The organism is Mesorhizobium sp. M0293 (genome assembly GCF_040321735.1).
In the GTDB taxonomy this organism is placed as follows: domain Bacteria; phylum Pseudomonadota; class Alphaproteobacteria; order Rhizobiales; family Rhizobiaceae; genus Mesorhizobium.
Genome location: NZ_JAMYSA010000034.1, coordinates 15138 through 29763, shown reverse-complemented (window position 1 = coordinate 29763; position 14626 = coordinate 15138). Strand labels below are relative to the sequence as shown.

15 protein-coding genes are annotated in these 14626 nt (G+C 60.9%); 2 read left to right on the top strand and 13 right to left on the bottom strand.

Annotated elements, in window-relative coordinates:
- Nucleotides 1-56: 56 nt before the first annotated feature.
- The 12 genes from NKJ06_RS15100 to NKJ06_RS15045 all read right to left on the bottom strand — a co-directional run bounded on the left by NKJ06_RS15100 (nt 57) and on the right by NKJ06_RS15045 (nt 13079).
- Nucleotides 57-2105, bottom strand: coding sequence for a type IV secretory system conjugative DNA transfer family protein (locus NKJ06_RS15100; RefSeq protein ID WP_352810092.1), 2049 nt, complete (start codon nt 2103-2105; stop codon nt 57-59).
- A gap of 256 nt (nt 2106-2361) precedes the next feature.
- Nucleotides 2362-3408 (bottom strand): P-type DNA transfer ATPase VirB11, encoded by a 1047-nt coding sequence (gene virB11, locus NKJ06_RS15095; protein ID WP_352810090.1) that lies wholly within the window; start codon nt 3406-3408, stop codon nt 2362-2364.
- The gene (gene virB10, locus NKJ06_RS15090; protein WP_352810088.1) at nt 3374-4687 is read right to left on the bottom strand and encodes a type IV secretion system protein VirB10; all 1314 of its coding nucleotides are present in this window, start codon (nt 4685-4687) and stop codon (nt 3374-3376) included. The genes virB11 and virB10 overlap by 35 nt, the downstream gene beginning before the upstream one ends.
- Nucleotides 4688-4694: 7 nt before the next feature.
- A complete protein-coding gene (gene virB9, locus NKJ06_RS15085; RefSeq protein WP_352810086.1) occupies nt 4695-5531 on the bottom strand; it encodes a P-type conjugative transfer protein VirB9 in 837 nt (278 codons plus the stop codon).
- Nucleotides 5528-6259: a VirB8 family type IV secretion system protein gene (locus NKJ06_RS15080; protein WP_352810084.1), complete on the bottom strand. Its 732-nt coding sequence runs from the start codon at nt 6257-6259 to the stop codon at nt 5528-5530. The genes virB9 and NKJ06_RS15080 overlap by 4 nt, the downstream gene beginning before the upstream one ends.
- Before the next feature lie 13 nt (nt 6260-6272).
- Nucleotides 6273-7343: a TrbL/VirB6 family protein gene (locus tag NKJ06_RS15075; RefSeq protein WP_352810083.1), complete on the bottom strand. Its 1071-nt coding sequence runs from the start codon at nt 7341-7343 to the stop codon at nt 6273-6275.
- A gap of 226 nt (nt 7344-7569) precedes the next feature.
- Nucleotides 7570-8283, bottom strand: coding sequence for a type IV secretion system protein (locus NKJ06_RS15070; protein ID WP_352810081.1), 714 nt, complete (start codon nt 8281-8283; stop codon nt 7570-7572).
- Nucleotides 8284-8294: 11 nt separating this feature from the next.
- The gene (locus tag NKJ06_RS15065; protein WP_352810079.1) at nt 8295-9176 is read right to left on the bottom strand and encodes a hypothetical protein; all 882 of its coding nucleotides are present in this window, start codon (nt 9174-9176) and stop codon (nt 8295-8297) included.
- The gene (locus NKJ06_RS15060) at nt 9173-11584 is read right to left on the bottom strand and encodes a VirB4 family type IV secretion/conjugal transfer ATPase (RefSeq protein ID WP_352810077.1); all 2412 of its coding nucleotides are present in this window, start codon (nt 11582-11584) and stop codon (nt 9173-9175) included. The genes NKJ06_RS15065 and NKJ06_RS15060 overlap by 4 nt, the downstream gene beginning before the upstream one ends.
- Nucleotides 11585-11586: 2 nt before the next feature.
- Entirely contained in the window at nt 11587-11895 is a 309-nt protein-coding gene (locus NKJ06_RS15055) for a VirB3 family type IV secretion system protein (RefSeq protein WP_023819753.1), read from the bottom strand.
- Between the two features lie 5 nt (nt 11896-11900).
- Nucleotides 11901-12209: a TrbC/VirB2 family type IV secretion system protein gene (locus NKJ06_RS15050; protein WP_023819752.1), complete on the bottom strand. Its 309-nt coding sequence runs from the start codon at nt 12207-12209 to the stop codon at nt 11901-11903.
- A gap of 12 nt (nt 12210-12221) precedes the next feature.
- Entirely contained in the window at nt 12222-13079 is an 858-nt protein-coding gene (locus tag NKJ06_RS15045) for a lytic transglycosylase domain-containing protein (protein ID WP_352810075.1), read from the bottom strand.
- Between the two features lie 56 nt (nt 13080-13135).
- On the opposite strand from NKJ06_RS15045, the gene NKJ06_RS15040 reads away from it, so the two are divergent.
- Entirely contained in the window at nt 13136-13708 is a 573-nt protein-coding gene (locus NKJ06_RS15040) for a hypothetical protein (protein WP_352810074.1), read from the top strand.
- Nucleotides 13708-14307, top strand: a complete 600-nt coding sequence (locus NKJ06_RS15035) for a thermonuclease family protein (protein WP_352810072.1) — start codon at nt 13708-13710, stop codon at nt 14305-14307. Before NKJ06_RS15040 ends, NKJ06_RS15035 begins: the two co-directional genes overlap by 1 nt.
- Here NKJ06_RS15035 and NKJ06_RS15030 read toward each other — a convergent pair.
- Complete coding sequence (locus NKJ06_RS15030; protein ID WP_352810070.1) at nt 14264-14548, bottom strand: hypothetical protein; 285 nt, start codon at nt 14546-14548, stop codon at nt 14264-14266. The genes NKJ06_RS15035 and NKJ06_RS15030 overlap by 44 nt on opposite strands.
- Between the last annotated feature and the right edge of the window lie 78 nt (nt 14549-14626).

Below are 14626 nucleotides of genomic sequence, written 5' to 3'. Positions count from 1 at the left end.
CGACTTAGGCGCCGAAGGCACAAATCGCTCATTTGTGTTCAACTGAATTTCACGTCCTAGCGATCGCCGTGACGTCTAATTTGATCCTGCAGCGCCTCAAGAGCGGCTGACGGTCCCCCGTCGACATCTCCGCTATCCACTGACGGTGACAGGGAACGAGCGCCGGCCTCCACTTCCTGATCGAGCGATGCGAGCAGCGCGGCGATCGACGTGGACTTGTTTCCCGGCCGGACTTGGAATTGCAAGACACTCGCCTTGCCTTCAGACGGACTCGGGTCGGACGCCTTTGATGCTGCCGGCGCCGATCGCCGGCCAAGGGTGGGAAGCGGCCGCGGCGCATCATCGGCCGTCTGATCGGTCCGCTTCGGCTTCAACTCCGGAACGTCAGCGGCCACCTCGCTCTTTGCTTCAGCCTCACCGCCCGTTGGAAGGCCTGAGCTTGGCAGCGCCTGTGGTGCGTCCGCGCTGTCGCTCTTTACTTTCGGTTTTAACGCGACGGGATCAGCCCTTTCAGCCGCCGCACCAGTCGCAGGCGGCGCCGCATCGGCATAGACTGTATCGCCCGAAACCGGCGCTTCGACGGTATCGGGTTCCCCCAACTCGAAAGGTGCCGCTGGCGCGGTGTTAGCCGCCGCTTCGACGTCCGCCATGGAGCGCAGCGGAAGATCCTGCCATCGGGAGAGAGGCGGCACTTTCAGGCGCCGGTGCCGAAATTCCTGGTAGGTCGCTTTATAGGGAGCGTCCTTATAATAGGTGATCTTGCGCACCATGAAACCAGGGGGGCTCGAGCCCAGAACCACGGCCTGCTTCGCCGGCATTTGCCGAAGCTCCGCCGCCGTTCGGAACGGCCTTTCCTGATAACTTAAACTCTTGTCTCGGCCACCAAATATACCTTGACCAGCCCTGATGATCGGTGTGGGCACCTCGATCGTGGTCGGTCCCAGCATTACAGAGACATGTTCCGAGGTCTCCACGTCGTTCATGCGGATGAAAAGCTTCACCTGACACGCGGTCACCGTGGTGTGCCGCGTCGCTTTTCCATAGACTTCGTCAAGCTGGGCAAGATCCTGCAGGATCAGGACCATGCGAAAGCCATAGCCCGCGTTGATCGCCAGCTTGGAAACGATGGACTCCATTTTGCCGAGCTGGCGAAATTCGTCGATCATCACCAGGACCTGATAGGGCTCGTCCGGGCCTGGCGAGGAAGCCATCAGCACATCATGGATTTGCTGAACCAGGAGTTTGATGATGGGCCGGAACACGTCGAGCTGCGCTACCGAGCAGCCGATGAAGAGAGCCGTCGGATCCTTGCGAAACTTCGAGATATCGAAATCGGTCGACGCCGTAGCGGCTGCAACGAGATCATTGGTCCAGGGGTTGAGAGCCGCCGTCAGGTTGAAGTAGGCCGAGTTTCGCGTTTCCTTTTCCAGCGCAATGAACTGGTTGAGCCCGTGCACGACCCACGAAGGCAGATATTTTTCCTCCTCATTGCGGATATTCGTCAGCACTCTGAGAAAATCCACGCCGGTCGAAAGAAGCATCGCGACGGCGCGCAAATGACGCTGCCCCTCATAGCGTGGTGACGTCAGCACATAGCCGATCATGGCCGAAAGCAGCTGCCGGCCGGCGCGCGCCCAGATCTCGGAACTTCCTGTCGCCTCGGGGATGATGAAGGAGGAGACCACCGCGCAGTCCGTCGGCATGCGCGCATCGCGCCGGATGAAATCCAGCGGATTATAGCGATGCGAATCCTGCTCGCCGGGCGAAAAGAAAAAGACCTTGTCGCCGAGAGCCTGCCGGTGCGCACCGAACGCCTCGAAGTTCTCCCGCTTCGGATCGAACCACACCGAGGATCCTCGCCACATATAACCGTTCGGAATGACAAAGCTGACGCCCTTGCCGGATCGGGTCGGCCCGACCACCAAGACGTGCGCGGACTCGTCCGAGCGGATCGTCGCTCCACCCATCTTGCCGAGGATCAAGCCTTGCTTTGCCAGCAGGTTTTTCCTTTCGGCGTCCATGATCGTGCCGAACCGCGCATCGCCGTAGTGCTTTGGCTTGCGGTTGATCAGGCTTGCAAAGATCAGGCCGACGCCGATCGCCACGACAACCGCGACCGCGATCGCGCCCCGGATGATCGTCTCGCCCTGCGTGGGATGATAAGCCAGGCGCTGACTGAAATGCTGCCAGGCAACGAACAGGCCGCTTAGGCTGCGTTGCGCGTTCTGGTATTTTAGAAGCCCCCAGCGCGAGGCGCCTTCAGAGGGCAGCGCGGGATTCCACCGCCATGTCGCCACCAGCTCGTAGGCCAGGCTCCAAAGGGCAAAGAAGGCGGCGAGGCCGATGAGGCCGAGGAGAAGCCTATAAGCGAATACGCGAGACATTCTGGGGAACCTTTCTGGCGGCTCTCCATTCGGTCATGCGGTTGAACCAGATCGCCGAAGTTCCGCGCCAGCCGCCCCGGCGCGTTTGTTGGATCACAATCGGCAGGACCGACCGCACGTAATCGATGATTTCTGCCTTGCTCAGCCCGAGCCCAGCCTGCATGACCATCAATGCTAGCTGCTCAAACGCACCGGTCGGGCTGTCCGCATGGATCGTCGTGATCGATCCGGGATGACCTGTGTTGACGGCGCGCAAGAACGAATAGGCGTCCGCTCCCCGGATCTCGCCCAGGAAGATTCGATCCGGCCGCAACCGCATGGCGGCTTGCAGCAGCGTTTCAACGGTCACGTGCGCCAGGCCCTGGTCGCCCTTTGATGCGACGAGGGGCAGATAGTTGGGCTGGTGTGGTTTAACCTCTCGCGTATCCTCAATGGTGAGGATCCGCTCATCCGAAGGCACCTCGTGCAAAATCGCGTTCAGAAACGTCGTTTTGCCCGACGATGTGCCTCCTGAAAGCAAGATCGAATACCGTTCCCGCACGGCCAGGCGGAGGAAATCCTCGATCTTGCCGGCGTCGAGATATTCGCAAAGGGCGCTGTCGGTCTCGCTCAATTCGCCGGGATCCTGGACGGAGATCGTATCGAACGACCCCCGCTTCCGGTAATCATCAAGGCGCATATCCTTCACGACCTGCTTGCGGATCGCGAAGGCGCCTCCTGTCGGCGTCGCCGGCGCAAGCACGCCCTGGAAGCGTTCGCCGCCGGGGAGGGCGGCCGAAAGCAAGGGATTTTCCTCGCTGATCGATTGCGAGGATGATGCCGCTATACGTTCCATGAGGTAAGTGATCGCGGCGCGGTCGAGCTCGGGGACGTCGAAGGGCTCCATATGTGTCGAGCCAACAATTTCGACCCACACAAGTCCAGGCCCGTTTGCACAGATTTCGACCACGCGATCGTCGTCGAGCCAGCGCCGCACCGGCTCCAGCGCCTTATTTAGAAAGACGGTTCTTTGCTGCCCGCTCACGTCGTATCTCCGTCAACGCCTCGCGCACCGGGTCCGGATAGAACTCGGAAAAATCGAGGTCGCGGCGGACGAACACCATGATGCGCGACCCCTGATCGACATGGATCGTGGGCGCGATATTGATCGAATTTCGAAGCGCCTCTTCGGCAATGCGGTTGAGGCTTTGCGAAATCTGTTGCGCGCCGATCTGGCGCGCGCTCTGCAAGTATTGGTTGGGCTGCGTCTGGATTGTCACCGTCTGTCCGGTCTGCGGGTCCGTGTAGGTCTGGTTGGTGTTCGACCCATTCTGGTCGTTGCCAAGGTTGGCGATGAATTGCGTCGCACCGCCCACGACACTTAGAAGGATCGCCGAGCCGAACCGCTCGAAATAATGGTTGTCGACCTCGCCCGGCATGCCGCTGCGACCGAGCTCGTCGGTGCCGGTCGAGCCGAGCTGCACCGACATGCCGTCCGATCGAAGCAGGCGTGTCCACACTATGAACACCCGCGTTTGGCCGGTTGCGAGGCCACTGCGATATTCACCGATAAGGCGGGAGCCAGCGGGGATCAAAACCCTGCGACCGTCGAACGACCACACATCCTCCGACACGACGGCCCGAACCATACCGGCAAGATCGCTCTGGATCGCGGTCTCGAGTACGCCCTTGATCATCGTCCCTTGGGCGACCAGAGCGTCCGTGCGCGGGTTCATCGTGGCTTTCGATGTATCCGCTCCGCTCTGGCTCGCCCTTGCCAAAAAACGCCGATTGGGGTCCTCCTCGCCCTCGCCCGCGTTTACGGCCGCCGCTGCATCCGCTCCATTGCCGCCGAGCGCTGATGCACTGCCAGGCGCATCGCCGCTATCGACGACGAGCTGCTTGGCGCGCAAGCGCTCCCATTTGCGGCGCTCCTCTTCTTCTTGCCTGCGCCGTTCTTCCTCGGCCAGACGACGGGCCTCGGAATCATCCTGCACCTGTGGTGGAGCTGCAGGCGGTTGCAAGGCTGGTGGAGGGGGAGGCGGAGCCTCGACCGTCGCCGGCGGCTCCTCGGGAGCCGTCGGGATTTTCAGGGTGCCGTTATCAAGCTGAGGACGCGGCGTATCGAGCCCCGGTGCGGGAAACTGTGTGGTGTGAAACTCCTCGCCATCCGACGCCGTCAACAGCGGCTTGTCTGGCGCACGCGTCGCCGCATAGATCATCCAGCCGGCGAAGACCACCGCACCCAGCGGCACCACGATCTTGAAGAATGTGCTCGCCCCGAATTTTGGCGGGACGACCACTGTTCCTTCCTCGGCGAGCATTCTGTACTCATTGGGAGATGGCATCAGGCCCCCTCACTTTCCGAACAGTCCCACCGCCGACACGCTGCGGCTCGTAAGGTTCAAGCCCGGTCGGTTCGTTCACATTGTTCAGTCTCAGATTGAAGACGCAGGTTGCTTCGTTGCCATTGCGCAGCGTCCATTGGTAATTGACCTTGTCGACGACGATGTACGCGCCCTCGCGGCGATAATTCACAAGCGTCTCATTGCGCTCGCTGTCGACGACATAGATCGCCGGCACTTCCCTTGCCGGATCGAAGCGGAACCAGGTCTTCACGCCATCGTCGTAGATCACGAGCGGCTTATTTGCCGACGACCCCTTATAGGCATAGGACGAGTTGGCGTTTTCGGCCTTGAAACCCTGCCGGTTCGGCTGTGCCGCCCGGGCCTGGGCTTCGTCCATCAGCGCCGCGTCCGACACCTCTTCGGGATAGCGGAACTTGATCGCATAGACTTGTTGCGCAACCGGCCGAAACTCGCCGTTGAGGAAGAACACATAGCTGCGCTTGTTGGTCAGGACATTGAGATTCCCGCCCGCATTCTTCTCGATCGGCTTCACAAAGAGCACATTGCCCTTCTTGTTGGGCTCGATGCTCCAGGCCGGGACGTCGCCAGCGCCGAGGGTTTCGATTTTCTCCTCATCGCCGAATTCGATCATGGTCGAGGCGCCATAGCTGGCCGGCACCGACACCACATCGTCCTTTTGATACCAGACGAAGCGAATGCGACTGTCACGAGATCCCGCCCGAGGGGTCTGTTCGGCAAGGGCCGGCTGAACCGCGCAAACGCCGAGCCCGATTGCCATCAGGATGGCGGCGACCTTCATTGCGGTGTCTCCGCGGTGGGTGCCGGCGCCGTCTCCTGATCGCGCCGGTATTCGAGCACCTGGAAGCCGAGCGGATTTTGAAAGCGGATCTCGTTTTTGGCCGGCACGCCGGTGTAGCGGAACCGGATCAACGACACCCAATGCCGCTGCACGGTGTTCGCCTGGCTCTTTTCCTCCGTCATGAACCGGACCAGGGCGGTCCTCTGGTTGGGAAACGTCACGGACTTCACGGTCACCGCCACGACGGTGTTTCGCCCGTAGAGCACGACGGGGTTCGTCACCTTGTTTGCCGGGCTGAAAAGCTCGACGAGCTCCCTCGAGGCATCGCCGGCGCTCAGCAATTGCGCGAGATCGAAGTTGTCCTTCAGCGCCTTCGGATCGTAGGTCTCGCGAGCCTTCACATAACGGACGATATCGAACATCCCCATCGACTCGTCCTGCTGCAAAGGACCCTCGGCCAGCGGCCGCTTGACCTCGACAAACCCGGTGGATTTGTCGACCACCACCATGTAGGGCTCATAAGTCTTGAGCGGCAGCGCAAGGATCAGCGCGCCCACCGCTGCAACGGCAATGACCGAGGCGACGCTTGCCACACACCACGCCAGAGATCGCGACCAGCGATTTCGCCGCGCGATATCTTTTTCCCAGATTGCCGCATCCACGTAGTACGGCAAGGGAGACTCGGTTTCCTTCGCCGGTCCCCCAGCGCTTTCCTTCACATCGCTCATTGGTGCCCCAAACCTATGCGGGATCCGTCAGCTTTCGGGAAAGCCGTGCATATTCCGCTGAATCCTCATACCTTCTCTGTGCGAGGCTCACGCGCGCCCGCTCGCGACCCGCCAGGCGTTCCTGCCGGGTGCTCCAGCCCAAGCGTCCCATCAGCCTGCGCTGACCGGCTTGGCCCATCGCTGCGAAGGCGCCGCCGTAGAAGCGCCCAAACGAAGGCGTTCCAATACCAATTCCGCCCGCGAGCGAGGCGGCAACGTTGGTGATTTGCGACAGCAGCAGCACGCCAACAAGGCAGATCAGGATCAGCGGCGCGGCTTCGGTCAAGGTCGTCGTCGCAGCGCCGTTCGACCGGTTGACCGCGTCGAAATAAGTCTGGGTGATCGAGATGAAGAAGGCGCAGAAGGCATAGACCAGAATCTGCACGCACATGTACTGCACGATCGCGGTTATCCAGCCGGCGAAGAACCGGGTCGTGTAGCCGAACAGCATGAGAATGATGAACACTGGGGCAAGCGCGAGCAAAAGCCAAAGAAAGATCTTCGACAGGATGATGAGGAAGATCGCATAACCGATGAGCAGCGCGCCGACGACAAGGATGATCGCCGCCAGTACGTAGCCGCCGAAGTTCAACACGCCAAGGCTCTTGATAAAGGCGGACGTGGAATTGGCGAGCGAATCCCAGATATTTTGCAGCGCCGTCTGCACGGAGTTGACGGAGTTCAGCCCGGCCGATGTCCCGGTCACATTGGCCGAAACGCTCGTGAGAAGGCTGTTCCCGATCGCGGAAGGTGTCTCATTCGCGAACGAATAGGCATATGTCTGAAAGTCCCCCCAGCTCGTCGCCAGAGCGTAGATGACGAAGGCGCGGAACAGCCGCCAGACCATCTCTTTTCCCGATCCGGTCGAGGTTCCCTGCCAGATGCTGATGGCCCAAAATATCACGTACAGCGTCAGCATCAGGCCGGCGACACCCACCTGCCCCCCGCCGGTCAGGGCCGACGCGAGGTTCTGGTAGGCTTGCGATACATAGTTATTGCCGAACTGATCGACCTGTTGCAGAAGCGTCGTGATATTGAAGTTCATTTTTTCGCCGTCCCACCTGGAAACAGAGATGGATCGCTATTGAGTGCCTTCATCGGGCCGCACTCGAATGGCTTCTTCGCTCCTGTTCCTGGTTCAGGCGCGGCGAACGCCATCGGCTGCATCGGTCCCTCGTCGCGCGAGCATGGAGCCTTGAGCGGCTTGTGGCCGCACCCGGAGGTCGCGACAGCGCCAATGATGGCGGCCGCTGATAGAAGAAAGCGCACCGTCATTGGCCGGATTTGTACTCGAGCCCCCGCGAGGCCTGGGTGATCAGGTTCATACGATCGATGTTTTCCTGGTTGGCGGCCGCCGTAGCTGTGTTCACCGCGCCGATCAGCTCGTTCACGGTCAGACCCGTTTGCACCATGATCTGGCTGTTCTGATCGATCGAGCCCTTGATGTCCTGCGCCGTGCCGATCCGTTGAGCGCCCGACTGAAAAGCGCTGGAACGGGTCTTCACCCCATTTTGCGAGGAGTCCACCAGTCCGGTGACCGTGGCCGCGACGTTCACCAGGGCGCTGTAGTTCTTATCCATCTGCGTCGTCTGGCCATTGATCAAGCCCGAAATGGTTTTCACCAGCTGCAAGCCATTGATCATGTTCGAAACGATGCCCTGCGATCCATTGCCGAGGCCGGCGAACGACAACGTGCCGCCCGAGATCACGCTACCAAGCGAAGGCGCGTCCCCCATGGAGAAGCCGCCATTGCCCAAGGCCATCTGCGCGAGCTGGCCGGCCTGGCTCGACCGGTCGCCAGTGACTGCCTGCAGCGTCTTTTGTGTATAGTTCATGATGTTGCGGTCGGTGCTGAGGATCTCGCTCGTGGCCGACGCAATCTGCCGAGCCTGTTCCAGATTAGCGTCGTCGATCGTAGGCACCTGCGCAAAGGCGATGCCGCCCAAGCCAAGCAAGAGTGCCGCTGTTAACGGAATTCCACGCATAGCGCTTTCTCCTATTGAGCCTGATATTGCTTGACGGCCGACATCAGTTCGTCGGTCGTCATTGTCACGGGAGCGCGGTTCGCGTCCCTTTGGATTTGCGAAAGCACGGGCGAGACGTTTTCAACCGTGTCGGTCGTGCGCGGCGCCGTGCATGCGCTGTCCGTCGAGGGGCAGCACGGGTTGCCGGCCGTGCCGCCGCCGCTCGTAGCCCCGGGACAGCTCGTCGGGCCACCCGAGCCAGGCGGCGGGGACGCGGGAGTGGGCACCACCAGGCCGGAGGATCCCCGACTTGTCAGTGTGGCAGTGCCGATGTTTCGCACGTTGAAAGCTTGGGCGAAGAACCCTGTCGCCTGGATCACCTCGTTGAAGGTCAGCCCGCCTTGGGCGCGGATTGCGCTGTTGCGGTCGAAGGCTTCCATGACCGTTTTGTCAGTCCCGATATCCTGACCCATGGTCTCGAAGGACTGCCTATTGGGGGCCACCGTTGCCATGCTGCCATTCATGCCGCCGAGAACCTGACCGGTGATATCCAACTGGCCCCTTTCGCCGGCATTGCCGCCGATAGCGCCCGATCCCGACCCGGTCGAGGCGAAAGCCGAAGAGCTCTTTACGTCCGGATTGGCCTCTTCCAAGGACGCCTGGCCACTCGCCGGATCGACCGAAGCCTTCGGGCTCTTCACGTTCTGCGCCTTTTTGGGTGTCGTTACCGAGCAATTGACGCCCTGCGTGGCGGACTTGGTGTCCTCCTGGATGAGCTTGATCTGAACCTTGTCGGCCTTGTCCTCGCTCCGCTGCGACAGAATAGGGCTGTCAGAAACCGGCACGGCCGCCATGGCCGTCGATCCCGCGAAAATCGTCACAAGGGCGGCCGTCGTGCCCATAATGGTCTTCATTCCGGGTCCCTCCCAAGAAAGATTGGCAACCAAACCTGCGGATCGTCGCCGACACGCGCGCGCAGCGCGTCGAGCTCCTGAACCGTCTCAATTCGACCGGAGAGGATCTTGATCGCATCAGGCATCGCGCCCAGATTGAGGCGCGCAATGACGCTGTCCTGATCATGCTTGATCAGGAATTTGCGGGCTTCGGGCGGGGTTTCGCGGATCCATTTGATCTCGCGCTCCGACAGCCCGAACGCCCTGTGCGATTCCTCGTCGGCCTTCGGGTTGGGGAAAAAAATATTGGTCGGCGTCTGTTCGATCAGCGTGTTGGCGATCGATGACTTCACAATGTCCGCCGCTGACTGCGTGCCGAAGCCAACGATGCCATTCAGCTTACGAATGGTTTTCAGCTTGTCCTTGATGAAGTAGCTGAAAATATCATTGTCCAGCAGCTTCCAGCCTTCATCGAGGAAGATCATGACCGGTTGCCCGTCAAGCAGCTCCTCGATGCGATGGAAGATATAGAGCAAGGCTGCCGTGCTGGTCGTTGCGTCGCTCAACACGCTCGTCATGTCGAAGCCGAAAATGGACGACATCGAAAACGAGTCTTCCGCGTTGTTGAACAACCAACCGCGCTGATCGGGCCTCATCCATGGCTGCAAACGCGAATAGAGATCGTCATCGCCGGCGCGCATCGCACCGCGCAACAGCTCGGCGAACTCCTCCATGGTTCGACCTTCCGGCGGCGCGCTCGCCACCTGGGCGATCGCGTTGCGGATGACTTGCTCCTCGCGCGTCGAGTGGGCGTGTCCGTCGGATCGACGCAGCATGAAGCTGAAAAGCTGGAAGAGAAATTCCCGGTTGCGCGGCGTATCGGGCAGGCGCAACGGATTGAAGCCGGAAGGCTCGCCGGCCTTCAAAACCTCATAGCGGCCGCCAAGCGACCGCACGAAGATATCCAGGCCGCGGTCCTTGTCGATCATCACCAGCTTGGGGCGCGGCGTGATGCGCTGCGCCTGTGCCGCGAGAAAGCCGAGCAGCACCGTCTTGCCCGAGCCCGAGGGGCCGTTCAGAGTGAAGTTGCCGAGGTCTCGAACATGGAAGTTGAAGAAGTAGGCGGTTTGCGACGTCGTCTCGAGGACGCTTATCGGTGTTCCCCAATGCACCCCGCCAGTCCGGCCGCTCGGATAGTTATGGAAGGCCGAAAAGCCCGCCATGTTCTTCGATGAGATCATCGACTTGCGCACCACATAGGCGAAATTGCCGGGCAGGGTGGCCCAGAACGCAGGTTCACAATTCAGGTCCTCGCGAACCCACAGGGCGGACACCTCGGTCAGCGCCGTGCCGACATCGGTCACGCAGCGCGCCACGTCGTCCATGGTTTTCCCAAGGCACAGCACCGTCAGATGATGCAAGCCATAGAGCGCTTCCGAGGACAGAAGCTCATCGCGCGCTTCACCGAGTTGATCGGCCACGATCGAGCCGGCTTCATCCGACATGTCGATCTTGCGCCCGACCCGCTCCATCTGGGTCAGCGCCTGGGGCTTGTCGATGATGGCGAAGGATTGCGTGACGATGAATTCGTGCGGCACCTTCAGCATGGGGTTGAGCATCCCCGGTCCCGTGATCGAGGGGTACTCGCTTACCGAAATGATGGCGCCGTATCGCGTTTCGCCAGGGAACGCCCCGCGAATTTCCAGCGCATTCGGGCCGAAGAACAGCCGCTTTGTCGCTAGCGCCTCCGCGAGTTTCATGCGCGGCAGTGCCATCGGCCGCGGAAATCCGCCATTGACGAGCTGCACCAGGAATTCCAGCGGCTCGGAATGCCAAACGTCACTGCGCTTGACGACGCTGAGAACCCGCGCGCCATAAGCCTGCAGGCTCTCTCGGACGGCTTTCATCACGTCCGTGAGTTCGATCAGCGCCCGCTCCTCGCTCGAAGATCGACCGTCCGCAGCCCTTCGTCCCAAAAGCTTGCGGATCACGAGATCCGCCGTCCCGACCGTGCCTTGCAGCTCGCGCCGCACGATGGTCAGGTAGATATCGTTCACAAACATGCGCTGGGTGCGCAGGGCCGCCGTATAGCGCTGGTCCAGCTCTTGGCAGAACTTGTTTTCGAAGCTCGACTCGATCGCGGGCTTCACCTCGCGGCGCACGATATGCGAGTAGATCGCATAGCGGGAATTCGCCAACCCCCGAATGAGATCGTTGCGGCCGAGCAGGCGCGAATTGATCTCGGCGATATCGATCGTCTCGAAGCACAGTCCGCTCATGTGAACGAAGGACATCAACATGCCGTCCTGCGTCTTGATCACCTCGTCGGACACATGCCGCGAATAAGGTATATGGGCCGAAACCGGATTCTCCCGACGAGACACGGCCCCGAAACTCAGTTCATCGCGAAGAGCCCGCGCGATTGCCATGGTCACACCCGATAACTGCGCGCACCCCAGAAGCTGGCGCTTCGGGGCGGCGTCTTGCGTGAACGGATGAACATGATCTCGATGAACATGGGATCGCGCATGATCGCGATCCTGGCAACCGCATAGAGCGGCACGCAGATAGAGAGCATGACCAGATTATGGGTTGCGAGGAACACGACCGCCGTCAGCACGCCGATGAACCCCGCAAGCTCGTAGGGAATGCCGAGCACCGTCGGCGCTCGGGTCAAGCCCTTGACCAGCGGAGTGATCAACAATTTGGGCTCGCCAGGATCGATCCGGCCATCTGCCATGCCGATCACCTGCCGACCGCGGATTGAAAGAATTCGACGATCTGGGCCGAGCCGAAGACCAGCACGATACCCAAGACCCAGCTTCCAGCCACAAACCATGACAGGCGTGCCGCCCAGGCCATGAAGCCCATGAAGATGCAGAACAGAACGGCCAAGGCCGTCGCGATCGGACCGGTCAAGGTCTGCACCAACGTCTGCAGCGTGCTTTGCACAGGCTGGAGATTTCCGCCCCCAGCCATCGCCTGCGTTGCCAAGAGCATGAGCGGCATCGCCACACCAGTGCTGCGTGCAGCAAACATCTTCCACAAGGTCATCAAAGCTTCTCCTCAGTCAAAGTTTTGCACCATCCCGCTCTGCCAGACCGGCGCCGTCGCTTCGCGAGACGTCATTGTGCTGCCATTGCGGGAGTTGGCGCGGGATGTCGGATCATTTCGTTGATCCGCTGCGCCGGCCGCAGCCGGTTGAACGCCGGCGAGGTCAAGGCTCACCGCCCCGGCGGGCATCACCGCCTCAGACCCGGCCGATGGCCATTGGTAGAAATCGTTGATGACGTTGGCGACGTAGCCAACCGTCTCGGGGTAGGGCGGCACGCCCTTGTATTTGAGAACCGCGATCTCGCCGGCATTGTAGGCGGCGAGCATGTATATCGGGTTCGGAAATTTGCGATGCAGATCCCGCAGAAAGCCGATTCCACCTTTCACATTATCCTCGGGATCGCAGATATCGACCCCGTAGCTTACCGCCGTGGACGGCAGAAGCTGCATCAGGCCATAGGCTCCTTTGGGCGATAGCGCGCCGGAATTGAAGCGGCTTTCGGCCCGGGCAACCGCGAGGACGAGGGGCGGGGCAAAGCCTTGCTGGCGCGCGACCGTTTCGACGATCCGCTGTCCTTCTTCCTTCGACAGCGCAGCGACGCCGGGGCAGGGGTTGTCAGCCTTGGTCGATGTCACAGTAGCGGCCGCGCTGTCAGCGCTTCCCGCCGTACCGATCCGCTGCACGTCATGGCTCCCAACCTCAAAGGCCGGCATTACCCGGCCCTTGGCGTCGACGGCCGCGTTGACGATGCGACCGGTAGGTGCCGTGACGCTGCCCTGGGAGTTCCGGGAAGCCTCCTGTGCAGACGCCGCTTGGCACGTCACCAGGATCGCACCCGCTGCAAGTACCGTTTTGCGGGATCGAATCATTAAAATAATCCTGCGCCGTTGCCGATTCTGGAATGCTGAATTAATACAATGACTCGATGAACCGCAATCGCGAAATTGAGGCAGACACAATGAAAATGAGCAGGGTTCTTTCCGTTGTGGCGTTTTTGCCGACCTTGTCGGTTCTGTCGGCGGCGCCGGCCCGTGCTGATGATTTTGGCTGCGAGGTTTTGCTGTGCATCCTCAACCCGCAGGGTTGGGCGAGCGTCGGCGAATGTGTGCCCCCGGTCGAGCGCGCTTTCCGTATGGTCGCTCATGGGGAGCCCTGGCCTCAGTGCCCCGAGGCCGGCAGTTCCGGTCGTATCGGATATGAGAAATTCAAACCCTGCCCGGACGGCACGATCGCCGTCTCGCCCGAGACGGAATCGAGCGGAAGCGACAACAGCTCTCGCTCCCAAACCGTCTACAAGCCCGACAGTAACGGCGCTTTCTGTGCTGCGCGGAATGCAACGAATGCCTCTTGGGCCACGAACCCGAGAGGTTCGGGTTACGGTGCGCGTCCAACATCGGCGGTGACGCGGCGCGAGCAGAGGACGGAGCCGAACTATCTCGATCTCACGACCACCGACGGCAAACAACGGTTCTGGTTCAATCTGAGCAGGTATCAATAGTGAAACCTGGCTTCGCCGCCGCCGGCATTCTCGCGGCCGTCCTCGCCAGTATTCCGGCACTGGCCGAGGACAAATCCAATCCCTGGTTTCCGATCCCCGCCACAGCATCGTTCAGCACCGGCGACACCTGGACCTATGCCGGTGAGACCCACCGTCTCTACGGCGTTCAAGCCTGCCTGCGAGGCACATATTTCACAAATAGCGCAGGGGGGCATGTCGATTGCGGGGAGGCAAGCCTTGCAATGCTCGTGTCTCTCATCCGGGATCTCAAACCTCAATGCTACACGGCCGCTTGGCAGGCCGCGACCAAAACGCGCTTCGTCGTTTGCGTCGCGCAGCCTACTTCAGGATCCGCAGCCGGTTCTCGCATCGACCTCGGCACGGCGCTGATCTCGACCGGCTGGGCGTTCGCGGCCGCCACTCCGAACGGCGCTCCGGTCCATGCTCCCTATATCGTCGCGCAGGAGGTCGCTAAAAAGCAGCACCTTGGCCTGTGGCAGTTTGCCGACGTGCCCGATCCGAATGCCATCATCCTCCGCGATATCCGAAACGCATCTAACCAGGCTGGTCAGTCTTCGAATCCGCCTGCAAATCGATAACTGGTCCCCGGCGCGTTGGATCATACTGTACATTCTGCTGAGGCCATCGCCGGACCACGAACGCGACGGCAAGCGCAATCGCCGAAATCAATCCGAGAACCATAGCCGCGACCAGCCCCGGCTCTCGCCAAAACGATAGACTGTCCCACTGGTTCAAAAGCCGGGCGCCGGACAGCACCAAAATCAGGACTGTTGCGATGACGATGCCCGTTCCCGGATCCATATCGAATTTCTTCAGCATCGCTTTCTCCTTTTCGCACTCCCTGGCCACGGCCCCGATCAACGATCGCTTCCAGCGCAAACGCCGGCGCCAGACGCA